This is a genomic window from Arthrobacter sp. Ms25 (assembly GCF_059090365.1).
The window spans coordinates 300,111-319,320 of record NZ_JBNHFP010000002.1; the positions used below are offsets into that span (position 1 = coordinate 300,111).

Sequence of the window (19,210 nt, forward strand, 5' to 3'; positions counted from 1 at the left end):
GCTACCGAGTAAACGGGGGGAGCGGCTGCCGAAGCGCCCCCTCACGCAGGAGCTTCAGCCGGATCTGCCGGGCCGTTTCCATGTGTTCGCGGGCAATACGGCGGGCAGCTTCAACGTCCTGGCTCTCGACGGCACGGATCAGTGCGTCATGCTCGTCAAGGGCGGCGTCCCAGCGTGATTCCACGGACAGCGTGGACTGCGGGGCGTGCACGAGGTGGGTGCTGAGCCGTTCCAACAGGTCAGTCAGCACCGGATTATGGGCACACTCCCAGACGGCCGCATGGAATTCCAGGTTGGTGGTGATCCGGGTCGCGTCATCGGGAGCGGTAAGGGCCCGGTCCCGCTCGAGCAATGCCTCCAGCCGCATCAGGTCGGTGAACTGTCGGGCTCGTGCCGCCTGTCCGGCGGCCTCTTCCTCCAGCAGGATGCGCATGTCGTACATCTGGATGACCTGGGCCGGTTCGACCCGGGTCACCTGCAGGCCGCGGGCGGCCCGCTCGAGCAGCCGTTCCTGCAGCAGGCGCGAGAGCGCCTCCCGGATGGGTGTCCGGGAGACGCCGAAGCGCTCAGCCAGGTTCACTTCCCGCAGGGCCGTCCCGGGCCGGTGCACTCCGGAGAGGATCTCACTGCGCAGAGTTGCGAAGATCGCCTCGCCGTCCATACGTGCTGATGCTGCTTGCGCCACTGAAGTGTCCTCGGAAAAGATGCGGAAAATAGCCGGAATTGACGTCCCTACTTTACGGGAGCTCAGGCCAGGGAACCTGCCCTGCGGCCGAAGACGCAGCCCGCTGCCAGCCCTGAACCGCCGGGATAGTTGGTGCTGAACAGCCCGCCCAGCATCTCGCCGGCGGCGTACAACCCCGGTATGTGGCTGCCGTCGGCGTCGAGCACCCGGCCGTGCGTATCTCCCTTGACTCCGCCAAAGGTAAACGTGATGCCGCAGGTGACTCCGTAGGCATAGAACGGACCGGTTTCCAGCGGCATTGCCCAGTTGCTCTTCACCGGCTCCGTCGAGGCGGAGCGGCCGTCCAGGACGTTGGGGTCAAAGTCGACACTGCGGTCCACGGAGGCGTTGAACGCGGTGACCGTCTTCTCCAGTGCCTCCGGATCAATGCCGATCTTCGCAGCGAGTTCCGCGATGCTGTCCGCGGTCTCCACGGAGACACCGGGCATGTCGTATTCCTCGGTCCGCAGCATCGGCCGCAGCGTCGCATCGAAGATCTGCCAGGCCACCGATCCCGGTTGGCGGAGGATCTCGCGTCCGTACTTGGCGTAGGTGTAGTTGCGGAAGTCGGCTCCCTCGTCCAGGAACCGTTCGCCGTCGCGGTTGACGATGATGCCCAGCGGATAGCTCTGCCGCGTCAGGCGGTTGGTCAGTTCCCGGTTGCTCTCGTTGTTTTCGGTGAAGGCGTCCCACTGCACGCTGTGGCAGGTGTTCCAGTCACCGCCGCGCGCCGCCCCGGCTTCCAGGGCCGCAAGGATCATGTCGCCGGTGTTGCAGGGGGTGCCGCGCACCTTGGCGTTTTCCCACCCCTCGCCGAGGTGTTCCCGGCGCAGCCGGGGGCTGGACTCGAAACCGCCGGCGGTGAGGATCACCGACTCGGCACTGATCTCGTATTCGCCCTCGGGACCGGAGACGACGACGCCGGTCACCCGGCCGCCGTCGAGCACCAGCCGGGTCGCCGGGCTGCCGTAACGGATGTCGACGCCGCGCTCCCGGGCAACGCGGGTGTGGTCTGCCATCATGCCCTCGCCGCCGCCGACATTTCCGACATGCAGCCCGCCCCAGAACAGGTAGCTGCCGTCGGGCCGCTGGTAGGCCTGGCGCTCGTACATGAGCCGGTACTTCAACCCGAGGCTGTTCAGCCAGCGCAGGGTGGACTGGCTTTCGGCAATCAGGACCTCGGTGAGACCGGGATCGTTGCGTCCCTCGGTGACCTTGGCCAGATCGGAGGCGTAGTTCTCCGCCGTGTACGGGGGAACGACGGTGGAGGCGTGCCGGTCATCGGGTTCGACCAGGCCGGCCAGGTCTTCCAGCCCGCCGTGGACAATCCGCGTGGCGCCTGCCGTGTAGAAACTGTTTCCGCCGGAGAGCTCCTCGCTGCCCTTTTCGAGCAGGATGACGGACCGGCCCCGTTCGGTTGCCGCGTGGGCAGCGGTGAATCCGGCATTTCCGCCGCCCACGACTATGACGTCCGTACGTTCGAGACCTGGTTTCTCTGCCATCTGGTTACTCCTGCCAATCGTTGCATACGACTGTATACATTGCCGTGGAAACAGAACAGAGTCTAGGGAATTTCCGCGTCCGGTCAAATATTCGGACGCAAATTCGTATTGTTACTTCGGGTTGCCCGGGATTATTGTGGTGAGCTGCGTCACTTGGAGTATATGTATTTCAGTGTGTACAAACGTCTCCACCACAACGAAGTAATGGAACGGGAAACATGAAAAAGTCCATCCGTACGGGGGCATTCGCCCTCGTGGTCGCAGTGGTCACCCTCCTGGCGTTCGTCAACGCGGCGGCCTCCGGCGGTACCGCTACCGCCCGCAGCAAACTCACGCTCATCGCTCCGGCGGCCCCCGGCGGCGGTTGGGACGGGTTTGCGCGGGAATCTCAGCAGGCGCTGCGCAGTGACGGGATTGTCAACAACCCGCAGGTGGTGAACGTCCCGGGAGCCGGAGGCACCATCGGGCTCAGCCAATTCGTCCAAACGCCCGGCCGGGAGGACGCACTCCTGGTCACCGGCGGGGTCATGGTGGGAGCCATTGAACTGGCCGACAACCCGGAGTCCATGGCCGACGTCGTGCCGATCGCCCGCCTCGCTGACGACTACGCGGCACTCGTGGTCCCTGCAGACTCCGAATTCGAGACACTCGACGATTTCCTCACGGCATGGAAGGCGGATCCGGGAGCCAACTCGATCGGCGGCGGATCGCTTGGCTCCATTGACCACCTGCTCAGCGGACTGCTCGCCCAGAAGATCGGCATGGACCCGAGCACGGTGAACTACGTGGCCTACTCCGGAGGCGGCGAGGCGCTGACCTCCCTGCTGTCCCACACCACGGCCGTCGGCATGTCCGGATACAACGAGGTGGCGGACCAGATTGAGTCCGGCACCCTGCGCGCCTTGGCCATTTCCTCCGCCGAACGCCTCGAGGGAGTGGACGTGCCCACTTTCAGGGAGCAGGGGGTGGATGTCTCCATGTCCAACTGGCGCGGGGTTGTTGCCGCGCCCGGTATTTCGGACGAGGCGAAGGCGGAGTTCATTTCCATCATCACCGAAATGCGTGAATCGGAGGAATGGAAAGACACCCTGGAACGCAACAGCTGGACGGACAGCTTTGCAACGGGAGAAGAATTCGAAGCCTATATCGAAGAAGAAGTCGCCACTGCCCAATCCATTGTTAAGGAGCTCGGACTATGAGCCTCGCCCAGGACAAGCCGGCTCCGCTGCAGCGGACGCAGCCGCAGCGGAGCCCCGCCCTCGAAGGCCGCAGCGAACTGATCGTGGTGGCGGTGCTGTATGCGCTCGCCGTTTTCCTTACCGTCGGCACCGCCTCCATGAACGTGCAGGGCAGCGCCGTCCCGGGACCGCAGTTCTTCCCGATCTTGGTCTGCATTGCCCTCTACGTGGTGGCCACGGCCTTGGCGGTCTCCATTATCCGGCGGCCAAACGTTCCCGACACCCGCATCCACCCCGGACGCGGCAACTTCTCCGGAGCAATGCTCGACGACCTGTCGGGCGAGCACGAGTTCTCCATGCCCCACCCGGCCGGCGGAACGGCTCCCACCTGGAAAACCTACTCGGACTGGCGCACCGTCGGCCTGGTGGTGGGCGGCGTGGTGGTCTTTACCGCCGCACTCAACATCCTGGGCTGGATCATCAGCGCCGCGTTCCTCTTCTGGGTGGTCTGCTACGCCATGGGCAGCAAACGTCCCGGCTTTGACGTGGGGGTATCCCTGCTGTTCTCGTCCGCTATCCAGCTGGCCTTCGGCGCCGGCCTCGGCCTCAACCTGCCCGCCGGTTTCCTGGGAGGAATGTTCTGATGGACCAGCTCGCCCTGCTTTTCGAAGGCTTCGCCCACGCCCTGACTCCCGTGAACCTGCTCTGGGTCCTGATCGGAGCGGTGCTGGGGACAGCCGTCGGCGTGCTGCCCGGACTCGGCTCCGCGATGGCCGTGGCACTGCTGCTGCCGGTCACCTTCTCCCTGGAACCCACAGCGGCTTTCATCATGTTCGCCGGCATTTACTTCGGCGGCCTCTTCGGTGATTCCACCGCAGGGATCCTGCTCAACACTCCGGGTAATTCCTCGGCTATCGCCTCCACCTTCGAAGGGCACCGCATGGCCAAGAACGGCCACGCAGCCAAGGCGCTGGCCACCGCGGCCATCGGTGCCTTCATCGGCGGACTCATCGCCACGACGCTGGTGGTGTTCTTCGCCCCGACCCTGGTGCGGCTCGCCACCGTCTTCGGTCCCGCGGAATACTTTGCCCTGGCGGTCTTCGCCTTCCTCGCCATCTCCGCCGTTGTCTCCGAGTCCGTCATCCGGGGCGTGGCCGCCCTGTGCATCGGTTTGGCCCTGGCACTGGTCGGCATTGACGGACCCAGCGGCACTGCACGGTTCACCCTTGGCCTGCCCCAGCTGTTCGACGGCATCTCGGTCATCGTCATCACGGTGGGCCTGCTGGCCCTGGGCGAGGTCTTCCACGTTGCCTCGAGGATCCACCGCGACCCGGTGGCAACCCGGCTCAAGGCAGGCGGCAACGCCCGGATCAACTTCCGCGATTTCCGGAAAGCGCTTCCCGCCTGGCTGCGCGGCACGGCTTTCGGCGCACCCTTCGGCCTGATACCCGCAGGAGGAGCCGAGGTGCCGACCTTCCTGGCCTACGGCACCGAAAAGCAGCTGGCCAAGCGGCGCCGCGACCCCGAATTCGGCACCACCGGTTCCATCAAGGGCCTGGCCGCGCCCGAAGCGGCGTCGAATGCGACTGCAGGCACCGCCATGGGGGCGCTGCTGGCACTCGGGCTGCCGACGTCGGCCACCGCAGCGATCATGCTCGCCGCCTTCCAGCAGTACGGCATGCAGCCGGGACCGCTGCTGTTCGAGCGCAGCGGAGACCTGGTCTGGGCGCTGCTCGCCTCGCTGTTCATCGGCCTGGTGATGCTCCTGGTCATCAACCTGCCGTTTGCGAGCGTCTGGGCCAAACTGCTGAGCATTCCCCGGCACTACTTGTACGCCGGAATCACGGTGTTCTCGGTGCTGGGCGTCTACGCGGTCAGTTCGTCGCTGATCGACCTGTGGCTGCTCATCGCCATCGGCCTGGTCGGCTTCATGATGCGCCGCTACAGCATCCCGCTGGCTCCGGTGTTGATCGCCGTGATCCTTGGCCCGCTGGCGGAGACGGAACTGCGGCGGGCCCTGGCCGTGTCCGAGGGGGATCTGGGCATCCTGGTGGGCAGCCCCATCACGATCACCCTCTACCTGGTCCTGGTAACGGCGCTGGTGGTCAGCGGCGTGCAGCACCTGCGGCACCGGCGCAGCGGCCGGCAGACGGATGAGCCAACGCTGGCACCGGTGAATTAACTGCCTGGACGGCCGGCCGCGGCGGGAAGGAACCGCGGCCGGCACCCGTTGAATCGGGGGACAGGTCCGCAGCAGGCGGGCAGAGATGGAACAATCACCTGTGAGCAACCTCATTGGCGAGGGGGCGACAAGGGGGAACACGATGGATGCGCGGGACGAACAGGCCCTTGATGCGGTCAAGCTCTACTACGGGACTGGACTTTCGCAGAGCGAGGTTGCCCAGCGGCTGGGGCTGTCCCGTCCCACCGTTTCCAAGCTCATCCAGCATGGCAAGGACCGGGGGTTCGTCACCATCCAAATCCATGATCCGCGGGAGCAGGAATCCTCGCTCGCAACGGAGTTGGGCAACGTCTTCGGCCTCTCTGACGTCCGCCTCGCCGTGGTGCCCGAGAACGGGGCCGACCTGGTGGGGGAGCTGGGCAAGGTAGGCGCGGCACTGCTGGCCGACAATGTCGCCGACGGCGATTCCGTGGGCGTGACCTGGGGGTCCACCATGTACGCCGTGGCACGGAACCTCCAGCGCCAGGAACGCCGCGGGGTGGAAATCATCCAGCTCAAGGGCGGGGTCTCCTACACCACCCGGGCAACCAATGACTTCGAAACCATCACCCTGTTCTGCAAGGCCTTCGGCGCGTTTGCCCGGACCCTGCCGCTGCCGGTGATTTTCGACAGCGCGGAGGTCAAGCGGCTCGTGGAAGGGGAGGAGCACATCCGGCGGGTCATCGACATGGGCCGGGAATCCGACGTCGCCGTCTTCACCGTGGGCGCGATCCGGCCGGATGCCATGCTGTTCAACCTGGGCTATCTCAGCGAGACGGAGGAAGCCGGTATTGCAGCCCACGCGGTCGGGGACATCTGCTCCCGCTTTTTCGACGACGACGGGAACCCCTGTGTTCCGCAGCTGGACGAGCGGACAGTGGGAATCACGCTGCAGGACCTGCGTGGAATACCCACCCGACTCATGGTTGCCGGCGGCGAGCACAAAGCGGCAGCTATCGAAGCCGCGCTGCGCGCCGGATACGCAACCCACCTGGTGATCGACCAGGACACCGCCCGGCAGGTGCTTCGGATGACCCGGCAGCGCGCCGCGTCGTAACTTCACCCGTCGGAAACTTTGTCAACAGTTGGTTTGACATGTGTTCCGAGCCACTTCTACAGTGAGTGAAAACCCTCAATGAGGAGGCTCACATGTCGAAGATTTCGCAGCTCATCGATCACACCCTGCTTGCCCCGACGGCAACAGCAACGCAGATCGACACCCTTGTCCAGGAGGCCGTTGACCACGAGTTCAAGACCGTCTGCGTCAACCCGGCCTGGGTCAGCAGGGCCCGCCGTGCCGTAGAAGGAACCTCGGTCGGTGTGTGCACCGTCGTCGGGTTCCCGCTCGGCGCTTCCACTACCGCCGTCAAGGTGTTCGAAACCACCGACGCCGTCGCGAACGGCGCCCACGAGGTGGACATGGTCATCAACATCGGCTGGGCACTCGCCGGCGAGTGGGACGACGTCGAAGCGGAAATCCGCGCCGTCGTCGACGCCGCAGGCTCCGACGCCCTGGTCAAGGTCATCCTCGAAACCTGCCTGCTGGACGCCGAACAGACGGAGGAAGCTTGCCGCTGCGCCGTCGCCGCGGGCGCCGACTTCGTCAAGACCTCCACCGGTTTCTCCACGCACGGCGCCACGGTCGAAGCCGTGCAGCTGATGCGCGAAACCGTAGGACCCGATCTCGGTGTCAAGGCCTCCGGCGGTGTCCGCACCCCCGAGGATCTGGCCCGCATGGTGGAAGCCGGTGCCAGCCGCATCGGCGCCTCCGCCGGTGCAGCAATCCTGGCGGGGAGCACCATCTAATGCTCTTCAAGACCTCAGCCGTCCAGCAGCCGGATGGCTACCTCAGCCGCATCCCGTGGTTCCAGTTCCTCCTGATCTCCCTGTGCTTCCCCCTGTGGGGCGCTGCGGCAAGCCTGAACGACATCCTCATTACGCAGTTCAAGTCCGTGTTCACCCTCTCGGACCTGGCCACCGCCTTCGTCCAGTCGGCCTTCTACGGCGGCTACTTCGTCATCGCCATTCCCGCCTCCCGCATCATCCGCCGGTTCACCTACAAAACCGGCATCCTGATCGGCCTCGGCGTCTACATCGTCGGCTGCGCGGCCTTCTTCCCCGCCTCGCACATGGCCACGTACAGCATGTTCCTGGTGGCCCTGTTCGCCATCGCCATCGGCCTGAGCTTCCTGGAAACGGCCGGCAACACCTACTCCACCATGCTCGGCCCGAAGCCCACCTCCACGCTCCGGCTCAACATCTCCCAGACCTTCACGCCCCTCGGCTCGATCCTGGGCATCCTGCTGGGCAAGTACCTGGTCTTCACCGACGGCGACACCCTGGACGCGCAGATGGCCGGCATGACCATGGAGGAGAAAACGGCCTTCAGCGCCGAAATGCTGCAGCGGACCCTGCTGCCCTACCGCTACATCATCATGATCCTGGTGGTGGTCTTCATCGTGGTGGCGCTGACGAAGTTCCCGCACTGCAAGCCGCTGCGCGACCAGAAGCATCTGGCCACCGCCCGTGTGGGGGAGACCCTGGCCTACCTGGGCCGCAACAAGGAATTCCTGCGCGGCATCTTCGCCCAGTTCATGTACGTGGGTATGCAGACCGCGGTCTGGTCCTTCACCATCCGGCTGGCACTGAACCTCGATGACTCCCTCAACGAACGCGAGGCCACCAACTACATGGTGTTCGCCTTTGTGGCTTTCTTCCTCGGCAAGGTCATCGCCAACTTCCTCATTGCCCGGTTTGACGTCAACGCCGTCCTGATGGGCTTTGCCGTCCTCGGCAGCCTGGCCCTGGTCTACGTCATGCTGGTTCCGAACATCACCGCAGTCTGGGCCGCCGTGCTGGTCTCCGGCCTCTTCGGTCCCTGCTGGGCCACCATCTTCGGCCGCACCCTGGACACCATCACCGACAAGCGCCACCAGGAAACCGGCGGAGCGGTGCTGGTCATGGCCATTGTCGGCGGCGCGGTCATCCCCGTGATCCAGGGCCTGGTCTCGGATGCTTCCGGCTCCCTCCAGTTCTCCTTCATCGTGAACCTGGTCTGTTTCCTGGTGGTCCTGCTGCACTTCGGCCGCCTGCGCCGGATCGAGGGACGCCTTTCCACCCCTGCCGCAAAGGACGCCGAGTATGTTTCGCATTAATCTGGCCCGGTCCGCCTTCTCCGCGGTTCCGGTCACCCTGGCAGAATCGACCGAGTTTACGGTCACGGGCATCCGGTACCCCAGCGGCGTCGAGTCCGTAACCGTAACCAACTCCCGCGGGCGGGTGGAAGTCCTCCCGTTCCTGGGGCAGATGGTCTGGGACGCCGAGTTCGACGGCGTGAGCCTGCGGATGGATTCGCCCTTCCGGCAGCCCTACCCGGCCACGCTGATCGAAGACACCTACGGCTGCTTCGCCTTCCACTCCGGACTGCTCGCCGCAGGGTGCCCGTCACCGGAAGATGAGCATCCGCTGCACGGGGAATTCCCGTGCGCGGTCTTCGACGAAGCCTGGCTCGAAATCGACACCGACTCCGTGGCCGTCTCCGGGCGCCATGAATTCGTGAAGGGATTCGGCGACCACTATGAGGCCGTGCCCGCCGTCCGGCTCCGCCCCGGTTCGGCGATGTTCGACATCGACCTGACCGTGACCAACCTGTCCGCGGTGCGCACTATGCCGCTGCAGTACATGTGCCACATGAACTACGCCTACTCGGACGGAGCGCGCATGACGCAGTCCCTGCCCGACGGCGCGTTTGCGCTGCGCGAGACAGTGCCGGCGCATGTCTTCCCGACTCCGGAGTGGACGGTCCTGAACAAGGCCATCTCGAGCGGTGAGGTCGCCGCGGACGTGCTGGATGCCGCCCAGGGGTATGACCCGGAGATCGTGTTCCTCGCCGACGACCTGCCCCGGTACGGGCAGGACCTGGAATTCCGGATGGAGCGCACCGACGGCATAACGTTCTGCACACGGTTCTCCAGCACGGACTTCCCGGTGGCCACCCGGTGGCTGCTGCACAACCCGGACCAGCGGGTGGCGTCCTTCGTCCTGCCCGGCACATCCCGGCCCGAAGGATTCCTCGCCGCGAAGGCCGCGGGAACATTGATTGAACTGGCACCCGGAGCGTCCCGCTCCTTCTCCGTCAGTACCGGCATCAAAGAGAAGGCATAGTCCCATGGATATTGCAGTGATCGGTTCCAACATGGTGGACCTGGTGTCCTACCTCAGCCGGATGCCGGACGAAGGGGAAACCGTCGAGGCCTGGGACTTTCAAATGGGCTGCGGCGGGAAGGGCGCGAACCAGGCCATGGCTGCTGCCCGTATGGGTTCCTCGGTGCTGATGCTGACCCGGGTGGGCAATGACGCTTTTGCCGAAACCACCCGGCGCAACTTCGAGGCCAACGGGATCGACACCACCTACGTGCTGGATACGGACGCCACCAGCGGCGTTGCTCCCATCTTCGTGGATGACAACTCCCGCAACTCGATCGTCATTGCCAAGGGTGCCAACGCCTTCCTGACGCCGGCGGACATTGAGGATGCCGCCGAGGCGATTGCGCAGTGCTCGTTGATTGTGCTGCAGCTGGAAGTGAACCTGGAGACCGTCTACGCAGCCATCGACTTCGGCAACCGGCACGGCATCCCCGTCCTGCTCAACCCGGCACCGGCCAGCCCCGACCTGGACTTCGCCCAGGTGGCGAAGTGCGACTATTTCGTTCCCAATGAAACCGAGCTGGCCCTGCTCACCGGCATGCCCGTGGAAACACTGGAGCAGGTGCAGGCCGCGGCGCAGACCATTCTGGACCGCGGCGTGAAGAATGTCATCGTGACCATGGGATCGCGCGGGGCCCTGTGGCTCTCGGCGGGCGGTCCGGTGCTGGTGGAAGGCCGGTCTGTCCCTGCCCTGGACACGACGGGCGCCGGCGATGCCTTCATTGGCTGCTTCAGCCACTGCCTGGTGGAATCCGGAGACATCCCGGCGTCCCTGGCGACGGCAAACGCCTATGCAGCGGATTCCGTCACCCGGCGCGGTACGCAGACTTCCTACGCGACGCGTGCGCAGTTCGAGAAAACCCTGTCCGGGGGCAACGCCGCCTGATCTGCCCGGCCGGCAAGGCTGCCGCAGCGGAGTCCCGATACCTGTAGGCGGCTCTGTTGCGGCAGCCTTTTGCCTTGCCGGGGCAGGCATCCCCGGGGCCGTGTGGGATCCCTCATCGGATTCGCTCCTCCCGCGCACATGCTGACATACTGTTGGTTAATCTCACGCAGAAGGTGGATCCCGCAATGACCCCCCGCAAATTGTTCCGCACCCTCGCCCTGGCCGAAGCGGTGACCTGGACCCTGCTCCTGATCGGCATGTTCGCCAAATACGTGCTGGACTTCGAAGCCCTGACGCCGATCTTCGGCGGCCTGCACGGCTTCGTTTTCCTGTCCTACGGCGTGGTCACGCTGTTTGTGTGGGCCAACCAGAAGTGGCCGGCCCGCACCGGCATCCTCGGGCTGGCGACCACGGTGATCCCGTGGGCGACCATTCCCTTCGAGAAGTCGGTGGACCGGCGCGGCATGCTGAACGGCGGCTGGCGGATGGCCCCCGGCGGCGAAGAGCCCACCAACGGCGTGGACCGGATCGCCGCCCTGGTGCTGCGCCGACCCGTCGCGGCCGGGCTGGTGGCCCTGGTCGCCGTGGCCGTGGTCTTCAGCATCCTGCTCTACCTCGGCCCGCCCATCCCGAAGGGCTAACCGCCGGGACTCCTAGGACTCGGCAGCGAGCCGAGCGGTACCGGACCCTTCCGGCGCGGCGTCCCTGCGCAGCAGCCGACGCCGGCCCGGACGGTCGGAACCGCCGCCGCGGTACGCCGTCGTCCCCGTGGCCAGAATGAGGACGATCAACACCGCACAGCCGATGATCACCGACACCATGGCCAGCGCTCCGCCGCCGAGGAGGCCGACCACGGGACTGATGATCCCGGCCAGCCCCACTTGCAGCGCGCCGATCAGCGCCGCGGCGCTGCCGGCCATGTGCCCGTAATTGTTCAGCGCCAGCACGGAGGAATTCGACGCAATGAAACCGTGCATCGCCAGGACCAGCCAGAGTCCGGCGGTGAGTCCGGCGGCGCCGCCGAGTCCGGTCAGCACAATGACCGGGAGCAGGGCAGCCAGCCCCAGCAGCAGGATCACGGCCAGCCGCAGGATCCCCATGGGGGAGTGGCGGCCCACGAGCCAGGCGTTGAGCTGCGCGGAGATGACCATGCCCACGCCGTTGATGGCGAACACCGCGGCGTACTGTGCCGGGGTGAGCCCGTATTCCTCCTGGAAAACGAACGGTGAACCCACCACGTAGCTCATGATCACTGCCATGCCCAGGCCTGGAATGGTGGCCAGCGCCAGGAACCGCCGGTCCTTCAGCAGTACGCGGAAGCCGCCCAAGGTACTGCCGCTGCCCTTGGTCCGGCGCCGTTCCGGCGGCAGCGTTTCGGGCATCCACTTCAGCACGATCGCGCCCAGGACCACGCCGATCAGTGCCAGGGCCAGGAACACGGCCCGCCAGTTCCACAGTCCCGAGACGGCCTGCCCGATGGTGGGGGCCAGCAGCGGGGCCAGGCCGATGATGAGCATCAGCCGGGACAGCATCGCGGCGGCGGAGGAGCCGGTGAACCGGTCCCGGACCACGGCCAGGGCCACCACGCCGGCGGCCGCGTTGAAGAAGCCCTGCAGCAGGCGCAGCAGAATCAGGACGCCGATGTTCGGTGCCAGGAAACACAGCAGCGAGACCACTACGTGCAGGGAAATGCCGATGATCAGCGGCAGGCGCCGGCCGAAGCGGTCCGAGAACGGACCGATGACCAGCTGCCCGACGGCGGCGCCGAGCAGCGTGCCCGAGAGCGTGAACTGGGCCGCGGCGGCACTGGTGTGCAGATCCTCGGCCACCTGCGGCAGGGCCGGCAGGTACATGTCGGTGGTGACCGCCGGCAGCGCGGCCAGCGCGCCGAGCATCAGGATGTACTTGATGCTCGTGCGGGTTGCGGTGCGGGTGCGTGGTCCGGTTTCGGGCGGGGTGTCGCTCACAGGTACTCCTGGTGCGGTTGCGGTTACATGAATCCTAAGGGTGCCGGACTCCGGCTCCAGCCAGTACGGCCCGGTAGCCTTCCCGGTACGTGGGATAGGCAAAGTCGAATCCGGTGCTGCGCAGCCGCCGGTTGCTCAGCCTGCGGTTGCCGCCGCGGCTGCTCGGGGTTGCAGCGGCCGGCGGCAGCTCCCGGCCGAGTTCGGCAGCCAGGAAACCCAGCACCTCGGCCTGTTCCACCGGCTCGTCATCGACGCCGACATACAGCGGCGCCGGGTTCGACACCCGGGTGGCCAAATGCACGATGGCCGCCGCTGCGTCATCCCGGTGGATCCGGTTGGTCAGCTGGCTTCCGGCCGGTACGACGGCGGTTCCACCGGTCACCGCATCGATCAGTCGGGTGCGTCCCGGTCCGTAAATACCGGACAGCCGCAGCACCACCGCATCCGGCCGGCGGGCGTGCAGCAGTTGCTCTGCCTCGAGGATGACGGCCCCGGTGGCCGATGCCGGATCTGCGGGTGTGTCCTCATCCACCCCGCCGCCGTCGGCATCGCCGTAGACCGCGGTCGAGGACACGAACAGGATGCGCCGCGGCTGCACGCCGTCGCGCTCCAAGGCGTCCAGCAGATTGGCGGTGCCGGTGACATAGGCGGCACGGTAGGCGGCCTCGGTGCGCTCACCTGCGGCCAGCGCAATGACAACGACGTCGGTATCCGCGGGAATGCGCGGCAGCTCACCGGTCAGATCCACGGCAGATCCGGTGATCTCCGGCGGCAGTTTCTCCGGGGAGCGCCGCCACCCGTGCACGGAAAAGCCGGCCGCGGCGAACCGCAGGCCGGCTTCCGTGCCCAGATCGCCGCAGCCGGCGATCAGGACCGTCATGTCCTACTCAGCCAGGGCGGAGATGACGGCCTTGGCCACATCCTCGCTGGACTGGGGGTTCTGGCCGGAGATGAGGTTCTTGTCGCGGACCACGTAGCTGGTCCAGGCCGGACCGGTTTCCACTTCGGCGCCCTTGTTGCGCAGCACTTCCTCCACGAACCAGGGGGTGTTTTCGCCGGTGCCGCCGTTCAGCTCTTCCTCGTCGGTGAAGACGGTGAGCTTACGGCCGGCGAAAATGAACTCGCCGTTGTCGGTTTCCGCGGCGAGCAAGCCGGCCGGGCCGTGGCAGAACGGGGCAATGATCTTGCCGGCGGCGTCGGCCTCAACAAGGATCCGGCCCATGTCCTTATCGAAGGCGAGGTCCGCCATGGGGCCGTGGCCGCCCGGCATCACCACGGCGTCGTACTCCGACACATCCGCGTCGGCGAGCACCATGGGGGAGGAAAGCTCGCCGTCGATGAAGGAGATGTACTGGGTGAACGCGGCGGCCTTTTCCGGGCTGCCGGCGGATTCCGGGGCCAGGGACACCTGGTCCACGGTGGGCTTCACGCCGCCGGGGGTCGCGATGCGGACGGTGTGTCCGGCTTCGCGCAGCACCCGGTGGGATTCCACCAGTTCCTCGGCCCAGTAGCCGGTGGGGTGTTCGCTGCCGTCCTTCATGGTGAGGGAATCGGCTGCGGATACGACCATCAGGATATTTGCCATGCGTTCTTTTTTCCTTTGCTTGGCGGGAAATGCGGAAAGTTTTTGTTACTTGGCCGGTGCTGCGGCGGCGCCGGCGGCGTCCAGCTCAGCGAAGGTGGCGTCGTCGAGCTGCACATTGGCGGCGCCGAGGTTGTCCTCGAGGTGCGCAATGGAGCCGGTGCCGGGGATCGGCATCATGACGGGGGAGCGGCGCAGCAGCCAGGCCAGGGCAACCTGGGAGGTGCTGGCGTTCAGCCGCTTGGCTGCCTCGTCTACGGGACCGCCTTCCTTGGCGAGCTCGCCTGCGGAGATGGGTGCCCACGGAATGAAGCCGATGCCGTTGTCCTCGGAGTACTTCAGGACGTCCTCGGAGGAGCGGTCGGTGAGGTTGTAGCGGTTCTGCACGGTGGACACGGTGAAGAACTTGCCGGCAGCCTCCAGGTCATCGACGGATACCTGGGACAGGCCGAGCGCCTTGACCTTGCCTTCCTGCTGGAGGTCGCGCAGGACGGCGAACTGCTCGTCCCGGTCCACCTTGGGGTCGATGCGGTGCAGCTGGAGCAGGTCCAGGGAATCGACCTTCAGCTTGCGCAGCGCAAGTTCGGTCTGCTGGCGAAGGTACTCGGGGCGGCCGACCGGCACCCAGACATCCGGCCCGGTGCGGACAAAGCCGACCTTGGTGGCAATCCGCACGCCGTCGGGGTACGGGTACAGCGCCTCGGCGATGATCTCTTCGCTGATGTTCGGTCCGTAGGAGTCGGCCGTGTCGATGAAGTCGACGCCCAGCTCGACGGCGCGGCGCACCACGTCGACGGCGGTGCCGCGGCTCTCGGGTTCACCCCAGACACCGGGTCCCACAATCCGCATGGCGCCGAAGCCCAGGCGGTGTACGGTGCCGAGGTCCTTGAGGTCGATGGTGGGGGACAGGGCGGGTGAAGTTTCCGTCGTATCAGTCATATTGGCGTCAACACGGGCCGATGCCGGGTTTATTCCTCAGCAGCCTTACTTAGGCGGCTGCCGTCTTCCGGATCCTGTTGTCCGGGGTCCCGGGGTGGGCTACCTTGTACCCACTGCGGCGTACCCACTGCGGCCGGAAGCTGCCATTTCCGGAGATACAGCAGCAACCCAGCAAACACAGAGAGGTGTTGGCGATGACAAAGACTTCCGCCCAGGTGGTTACCGGGCTGTACATCAACGGTGAAGCCCGGACCACGCAGGAAACCCTGGCTGTTGCTGATCCGGCCCGGCCCGGGACCGTCGCGGGCTACGCGGCGGCGGCGTCTCCGGAAGACGTGGCGGACGCCGTCGGCGCTGCAAAGGCGGCCTTTCCCGGCTGGTCGGCACTGTCGGCACAGGAACGGGCGGCCCGGATGGCCGAGGCAATAGCGGGCATAGCCGACCTGCGGGACGAGGATGCGGCCGTCCTGTCCCGGGAGAACGGCAAGATCGTCATGGAGAGCTGGGTGGATACCCTCGTCTTCGAGCTCCGCTGGCAGCTTGCCCTGTCCCTGGCCGGCCAGGTGGACCAAGACGGGATCCTCGAACCGGCGCCCGGCATCCCCGTCACCACCACCGTCTCCTACCAGCCGCTGGGCGTGGTGACCGTGATTGTGCCGTTCAACTGGCCGGTGGCAATCCTCGGCGCGTCCCTGCCCCACGCCCTGCTGGCCGGGAACACCGCCATCGTCAAACCGCCGCCCACCGCCCCGCTGGCAACCACCCGGATTGTGCAGCGCGTTGCCGAGAAACTGCCGCCGGGTGTGCTGAACGTCGTCACGGGACGGGACAGCGACATGTCCGGCCTGATCCGGAACGATGATGTTGCCAAGGTCTGCTTTACCGGCAGCGTCAACGGCGGCAAGCGCATCATGGAAATGGCCTCCGGGTCACTGACCCGGGTGACCCTGGAACTGGGAGGAAACGACGCGGCGGTCATCCTGGACGATGCACTGCTGGATGACACCCGGCTGGACCGGCTCCATGCCGCGGTCTTCGACACCACGGGCCAGATCTGCATGAACGCCAAACGGATCTACGTCCACCGGTCCCGCATGGACGAACTGGTGCAGGGGCTGTCCGCCCGGCTGGACAACACCGTCATCGGCTACGGCCTGGACGAGGGAACCACCATGGGGCCGCTGCACTCACCGGCGCAGAAAGCCTTCGTGGAAGACCTGATCCAGGAGGCGGAGGCAGCCGGCGCGGAGGTCCGCCGCTTCGGCACCCTTCCCGAGGATGCGGACCTGCGGGGCGGCAATTTCCTACGCCCCGCGCTGGTCCTTGATCCGTCGCCCGAGCTGCGCGTGGTCACCGAGGAGCAGTTCGGGCCCGTGATCCCCGTCATCCCCTTCGATGACGAGGAGGACGCCGTCACCTGGGCCAACGACACCTGGGCAGGGCTCTGCGGCTCGGTCTGGACCGAGGATCCGGCCAGGGCCAACGCAGTGGGCTCCCGGCTGGCCTGCGGCTACGTCTGGGTCAATGACCACGGAGCGACCCGGCTGGATCTTCGGGCCCCCTTCGGCGGCATGAAGCAGTCCGGTATGGGCCGGGAACAGGGAATCCAGGGCGTGCGGGCCTTCCAGGACACCCGCTCCATTGCCCACCTTGACGAGGCTGCAGCCGCCGCCGCGCACTGACGCCGAAGAGAGGAAGCAAAGATGACCCCGAAGTCCCTGCAGGATGCTTTGGATGCGTCCGGAAACGCCGTGGACTACCTGCGCAACCTCCAGGTGGGAGCCTACGTTTACCCGGTGGTCGCTGCGGAGTTCACCAACTGGCGCAGCGAGGTCCAGGCCTGGCGCGAATCGGCAGTGCTGTTCGACCAGTCCCACCACATGGACAACCTGACCGTTTCCGGGCCCGGAGCCCTGCAGCTGATGTCCGACACCGCCATCAACTCGATGGCGGACTTTCCCGTCAACCGGGCCAAACAGTATGTTCCCGTCACCCCCTACGGGCACGTCATCGGCGACGGCATCCTCTTTCGGGAAGGGGAGACTGAGTTCGTCTTTGTGGGCCGCTCACCCGCCGTGAACTGGCTGCTCTACAACGCCGAGCACGGGGGATACGACGTCGAGCTCAAGACCGACCGGCGCTCGCCGTCACGGCCCATGGGCAAAGCCGTGGTCCGGGACTACTGGCGGCTGCAGATCCAGGGCCCGCGTGCCTGGGACGTCATTGAAAAAGTGAACGGCGGTCCGCTGGAGCAGCTGAAGTTCTTCCACATGGCCTGGATGTCCGTGGGTGGAACCAGGGTCCGGACCCTGCGCCACGGCATGGCGGGAGCGCCCGGCCTGGAACTCTGGGGTCCGTACGAGGACTACGACCGGATCCGCGAGGCCATCCTCGCCGCCGGCGCGGAGTTCGGGCTTGAACCCGCCGGTGCCCGGGCCTACTCCTGCAACACCCTGGAATCCGGGTGGATCCCGTCGCCGCTGCCCGGAATCTACAGCGGGGATGAGCTGGCAGGCTACCGCCGGTGGCTGGGGGCCGACAGCTTCGAAGCTAATTCCGCCGTGGCCGGGTCCTATGTGCCCGATTCGGTGGAGGGGTACTACAGCACCCCCTGGGAACTGGGTTACGGATCCTTCATCCGGTTCGACCATGACTTCATCGGCCGGGATGCGCTGGCAGCGATGGATCCGCAGTCCCGGCGCCGGAAAGTCACGCTGGCCTGGGACGGCGGCGACGTAGCCGCCATCCACGCTTCGATGTACTCCAAGGATGACCTGCCCTATAAGTTCTTCGACCTGCCCAATGCCAACTACGGTGCCTCGAATTTCGACGTGGTCCTGGACGGGGAGGGCCGGACCGTGGGGCTTTCCATGTTCACCGGCTACAGCTGGAACGAGAAGCGCCCCCTGTCGCTGGCAGTGGTGGACCCGGAGGTCGAGATCGGGTCGCGGCTGTCGGTGGTCTGGGGCGAGCCCGACGGCGGGACCCGGAAATCGTCGGTGGAACCGCACCGGCAATACACCGTCGGCGTGGACGTCAGCCCCGTGCCTTATTCCGAAGTGGTCCGCAGGACCTACACGGACGGCGGCTGGCGGTCGGCGGCTGTCTGACCGGTTCAGGATTCATCCGCGGAACGAGGACTGAAGCTGTCCGCGGCACTGTTCCGGGCCGTCGTCGGCGGTCCTAGCGTGGTGGCCATGGACTGGAAAATTGAACTTGTGCCCGTGCCCGTCTCCAATGTGGATGCTTCCAAGGCGTTTTACGTGGACCAGGTGGGATTCAACGCAGACTTCGACGAACGCGTGAATGAAAACCTGCGCTTTGTGCAGCTGACACCGCCCGGATCGGCCTGCTCGGTGGTCATCGGCCCGGGGACCACCGACATGGTTCCCGGAACGCAGCGCATCCAGGTGGTGGTGCCCAGCGCGGCCGATGCCCGTCAGCATTTGGTGGACCACGGCGTGGCCACCAGCGAGATCACCCCGCTGGATTGGGGAACGTTCGTGTACTTCAGCGACCCCGACGGCAACGAGTGGTCCCTGCAGCAGCTCCCCGAGATTGCACCGACGCTTCCCTCGGAAACGGGCGCCGGGAACGGGTAGTCCCGCTTCCCTGCGGTGTCAGGCCTGCCGGCGCCTACAGTTCCGCGGCGACGGCGTTCAGGAGCTCGGTCAGCTGGGCCTTGCCCTGTCCCCAGTCCGTCAACGTGGTGGGGACAGCCGGAGTGCTCGTGGCAAGCACGCGCGTGGTCTCGGCGTCGACCGGTTCAAAAGCGAGCACCATGGCGAGGCCATAGGACTTCCAGGTCATGCCGACCGCGAACTCCGCCCGCTCCTGCCATAAGCCGGTCAGTGACATGTGGGGCAGTTTGAGCGCAGCACGCTCGACGGCCGGCGGCAGGGCATGCACGGGAGCGGAGACCAGGAGTTCTCCGCGGCCGCGTGCCCGCTTGGACGTAACGTCGAGACTGATGGTTTTCGAATTCCCCGTATTCGTCATGCCCAG

At 66.1% G+C, this 19,210-nt stretch carries 19 protein-coding genes; 12 read left to right on the top strand and 7 right to left on the bottom strand.

Going from position 1 to position 19,210, the window contains the following annotated elements:
• Nucleotide 1 precedes the first annotated feature (1 nt).
• Both AC5RT8_RS05925 and tcuA read right to left on the bottom strand, forming a co-directional pair.
• The gene (locus AC5RT8_RS05925; RefSeq protein WP_494094786.1) at nucleotides 2-685 is read right to left on the bottom strand and encodes a GntR family transcriptional regulator; all 684 of its coding nucleotides are present in this window, start codon (nucleotides 683-685) and stop codon (nucleotides 2-4) included.
• A 62-nt stretch (nucleotides 686-747) separates the two neighbouring features.
• Nucleotides 748-2,226: an FAD-dependent tricarballylate dehydrogenase TcuA gene (tcuA, locus tag AC5RT8_RS05930; RefSeq protein WP_494094787.1), complete on the bottom strand. Its 1,479-nt coding sequence runs from the start codon at nucleotides 2,224-2,226 to the stop codon at nucleotides 748-750.
• Between the two features lie 218 nt (nucleotides 2,227-2,444).
• On the opposite strand from tcuA, the gene AC5RT8_RS05935 reads away from it, so the two are divergent.
• The 9 genes from AC5RT8_RS05935 to AC5RT8_RS05975 all read left to right on the top strand — a co-directional run bounded on the left by AC5RT8_RS05935 (nucleotide 2,445) and on the right by AC5RT8_RS05975 (nucleotide 11,358).
• Nucleotides 2,445-3,425: a Bug family tripartite tricarboxylate transporter substrate binding protein gene (locus AC5RT8_RS05935; RefSeq protein ID WP_494094788.1), complete on the top strand. Its 981-nt coding sequence runs from the start codon at nucleotides 2,445-2,447 to the stop codon at nucleotides 3,423-3,425.
• A complete protein-coding gene (locus AC5RT8_RS05940; protein ID WP_494094789.1) occupies nucleotides 3,422-4,048 on the top strand; it encodes a tripartite tricarboxylate transporter TctB family protein in 627 nt (208 codons plus the stop codon). Before AC5RT8_RS05935 ends, AC5RT8_RS05940 begins: the two co-directional genes overlap by 4 nt.
• On the top strand, nucleotides 4,048-5,586 hold the full coding sequence (locus AC5RT8_RS05945) for a tripartite tricarboxylate transporter permease (RefSeq protein WP_494094790.1): 1,539 nt from the start codon (nucleotides 4,048-4,050) through the stop codon (nucleotides 5,584-5,586). The genes AC5RT8_RS05940 and AC5RT8_RS05945 overlap by 1 nt, the downstream gene beginning before the upstream one ends.
• 100 nt (nucleotides 5,587-5,686) lie before the next feature.
• Nucleotides 5,687-6,682, top strand: coding sequence for a sugar-binding transcriptional regulator (locus AC5RT8_RS05950; RefSeq protein ID WP_494094791.1), 996 nt, complete (start codon nucleotides 5,687-5,689; stop codon nucleotides 6,680-6,682).
• A gap of 92 nt (nucleotides 6,683-6,774) precedes the next feature.
• On the top strand, nucleotides 6,775-7,431 hold the full coding sequence (gene deoC / locus AC5RT8_RS05955) for a deoxyribose-phosphate aldolase (protein WP_494094792.1): 657 nt from the start codon (nucleotides 6,775-6,777) through the stop codon (nucleotides 7,429-7,431).
• Nucleotides 7,431-8,780, top strand: a complete 1,350-nt coding sequence (gene fucP / locus AC5RT8_RS05960) for an L-fucose:H+ symporter permease (RefSeq protein WP_494094793.1) — start codon at nucleotides 7,431-7,433, stop codon at nucleotides 8,778-8,780. The genes deoC and fucP overlap by 1 nt, the downstream gene beginning before the upstream one ends.
• Complete coding sequence (locus AC5RT8_RS05965) at nucleotides 8,767-9,789, top strand: aldose 1-epimerase family protein (protein ID WP_494094794.1); 1,023 nt, start codon at nucleotides 8,767-8,769, stop codon at nucleotides 9,787-9,789. Before fucP ends, AC5RT8_RS05965 begins: the two co-directional genes overlap by 14 nt.
• A gap of 4 nt (nucleotides 9,790-9,793) precedes the next feature.
• Nucleotides 9,794-10,717, top strand: a complete 924-nt coding sequence (rbsK, locus tag AC5RT8_RS05970; RefSeq protein ID WP_494094795.1) for a ribokinase — start codon at nucleotides 9,794-9,796, stop codon at nucleotides 10,715-10,717.
• A gap of 185 nt (nucleotides 10,718-10,902) precedes the next feature.
• Nucleotides 10,903-11,358, top strand: coding sequence for a DUF3817 domain-containing protein (locus AC5RT8_RS05975; RefSeq protein ID WP_494094796.1), 456 nt, complete (start codon nucleotides 10,903-10,905; stop codon nucleotides 11,356-11,358).
• A gap of 12 nt (nucleotides 11,359-11,370) precedes the next feature.
• Here the strand turns inward: AC5RT8_RS05975 and AC5RT8_RS05980 are convergent, their stop codons facing one another.
• The 4 genes from AC5RT8_RS05980 to AC5RT8_RS05995 are packed head-to-tail and all read right to left on the bottom strand — an operon-like array spanning nucleotide 11,371 to nucleotide 15,205.
• Nucleotides 11,371-12,684 (bottom strand): multidrug effflux MFS transporter, encoded by a 1,314-nt coding sequence (locus AC5RT8_RS05980; protein ID WP_494094797.1) that lies wholly within the window; start codon nucleotides 12,682-12,684, stop codon nucleotides 11,371-11,373.
• A 34-nt stretch (nucleotides 12,685-12,718) separates the two neighbouring features.
• Complete coding sequence (locus AC5RT8_RS05985) at nucleotides 12,719-13,564, bottom strand: SDR family oxidoreductase (protein WP_494094798.1); 846 nt, start codon at nucleotides 13,562-13,564, stop codon at nucleotides 12,719-12,721.
• Nucleotides 13,565-13,567: 3 nt separating this feature from the next.
• On the bottom strand, nucleotides 13,568-14,269 hold the full coding sequence (locus AC5RT8_RS05990) for a type 1 glutamine amidotransferase domain-containing protein (RefSeq protein WP_494094799.1): 702 nt from the start codon (nucleotides 14,267-14,269) through the stop codon (nucleotides 13,568-13,570).
• Between the two features lie 45 nt (nucleotides 14,270-14,314).
• Nucleotides 14,315-15,205, bottom strand: a complete 891-nt coding sequence (locus AC5RT8_RS05995; RefSeq protein ID WP_494094800.1) for an aldo/keto reductase — start codon at nucleotides 15,203-15,205, stop codon at nucleotides 14,315-14,317.
• 194 nt (nucleotides 15,206-15,399) lie between these two features.
• Here AC5RT8_RS05995 and AC5RT8_RS06000 point away from each other — a divergent pair, with 194 nt between their 5' ends.
• The 3 genes from AC5RT8_RS06000 to AC5RT8_RS06010 all read left to right on the top strand — a co-directional run bounded on the left by AC5RT8_RS06000 (nucleotide 15,400) and on the right by AC5RT8_RS06010 (nucleotide 18,807).
• Nucleotides 15,400-16,887, top strand: coding sequence for an aldehyde dehydrogenase family protein (locus AC5RT8_RS06000; protein ID WP_494094801.1), 1,488 nt, complete (start codon nucleotides 15,400-15,402; stop codon nucleotides 16,885-16,887).
• A gap of 21 nt (nucleotides 16,888-16,908) precedes the next feature.
• Nucleotides 16,909-18,315, top strand: coding sequence for a vanillate/3-O-methylgallate O-demethylase (gene ligM, locus AC5RT8_RS06005; protein WP_494094802.1), 1,407 nt, complete (start codon nucleotides 16,909-16,911; stop codon nucleotides 18,313-18,315).
• Nucleotides 18,316-18,402: 87 nt separating this feature from the next.
• Nucleotides 18,403-18,807 (top strand): VOC family protein, encoded by a 405-nt coding sequence (locus tag AC5RT8_RS06010; protein WP_494094803.1) that lies wholly within the window; start codon nucleotides 18,403-18,405, stop codon nucleotides 18,805-18,807.
• Nucleotides 18,808-18,841: 34 nt separating this feature from the next.
• Here the strand turns inward: AC5RT8_RS06010 and AC5RT8_RS06015 are convergent, their stop codons facing one another.
• Nucleotides 18,842-19,204, bottom strand: coding sequence for a hypothetical protein (locus tag AC5RT8_RS06015; protein ID WP_494094804.1), 363 nt, complete (start codon nucleotides 19,202-19,204; stop codon nucleotides 18,842-18,844).
• Nucleotides 19,205-19,210: the final 6 nt, after the last annotated feature.

What these genes read in the sequence shown, in the direction of transcription:
- tcuA (WP_494094787.1), bottom strand. Translation starts at nt 2,226, where the DNA reads ATGGCAGAGAAACCAGGTCTCGAACGTACGGACGTCATAGTCGTGGGC.
- AC5RT8_RS05935 (WP_494094788.1), top strand. Translation starts at nt 2,445, where the DNA reads ATGAAAAAGTCCATCCGTACGGGGGCATTCGCCCTCGTGGTCGCAGTG.
- AC5RT8_RS05940 (WP_494094789.1), top strand. Translation starts at nt 3,422, where the DNA reads ATGAGCCTCGCCCAGGACAAGCCGGCTCCGCTGCAGCGGACGCAGCCG.
- AC5RT8_RS05945 (WP_494094790.1), top strand. Translation starts at nt 4,048, where the DNA reads ATGGACCAGCTCGCCCTGCTTTTCGAAGGCTTCGCCCACGCCCTGACT.
- deoC (WP_494094792.1), top strand. Translation starts at nt 6,775, where the DNA reads ATGTCGAAGATTTCGCAGCTCATCGATCACACCCTGCTTGCCCCGACG.
- fucP (WP_494094793.1), top strand. Translation starts at nt 7,431, where the DNA reads ATGCTCTTCAAGACCTCAGCCGTCCAGCAGCCGGATGGCTACCTCAGC.
- AC5RT8_RS05965 (WP_494094794.1), top strand. Translation starts at nt 8,767, where the DNA reads ATGTTTCGCATTAATCTGGCCCGGTCCGCCTTCTCCGCGGTTCCGGTC.
- rbsK (WP_494094795.1), top strand. Translation starts at nt 9,794, where the DNA reads ATGGATATTGCAGTGATCGGTTCCAACATGGTGGACCTGGTGTCCTAC.
- AC5RT8_RS05975 (WP_494094796.1), top strand. Translation starts at nt 10,903, where the DNA reads ATGACCCCCCGCAAATTGTTCCGCACCCTCGCCCTGGCCGAAGCGGTG.
- AC5RT8_RS05985 (WP_494094798.1), bottom strand. Translation starts at nt 13,564, where the DNA reads ATGACGGTCCTGATCGCCGGCTGCGGCGATCTGGGCACGGAAGCCGGC.
- AC5RT8_RS05990 (WP_494094799.1), bottom strand. Translation starts at nt 14,269, where the DNA reads ATGGCAAATATCCTGATGGTCGTATCCGCAGCCGATTCCCTCACCATG.
- AC5RT8_RS05995 (WP_494094800.1), bottom strand. Translation starts at nt 15,205, where the DNA reads ATGACTGATACGACGGAAACTTCACCCGCCCTGTCCCCCACCATCGAC.
- AC5RT8_RS06000 (WP_494094801.1), top strand. Translation starts at nt 15,400, where the DNA reads ATGACAAAGACTTCCGCCCAGGTGGTTACCGGGCTGTACATCAACGGT.
- ligM (WP_494094802.1), top strand. Translation starts at nt 16,909, where the DNA reads ATGACCCCGAAGTCCCTGCAGGATGCTTTGGATGCGTCCGGAAACGCC.
- AC5RT8_RS06010 (WP_494094803.1), top strand. Translation starts at nt 18,403, where the DNA reads ATGGACTGGAAAATTGAACTTGTGCCCGTGCCCGTCTCCAATGTGGAT.
- AC5RT8_RS06015 (WP_494094804.1), bottom strand. Translation starts at nt 19,204, where the DNA reads ATGACGAATACGGGGAATTCGAAAACCATCAGTCTCGACGTTACGTCC.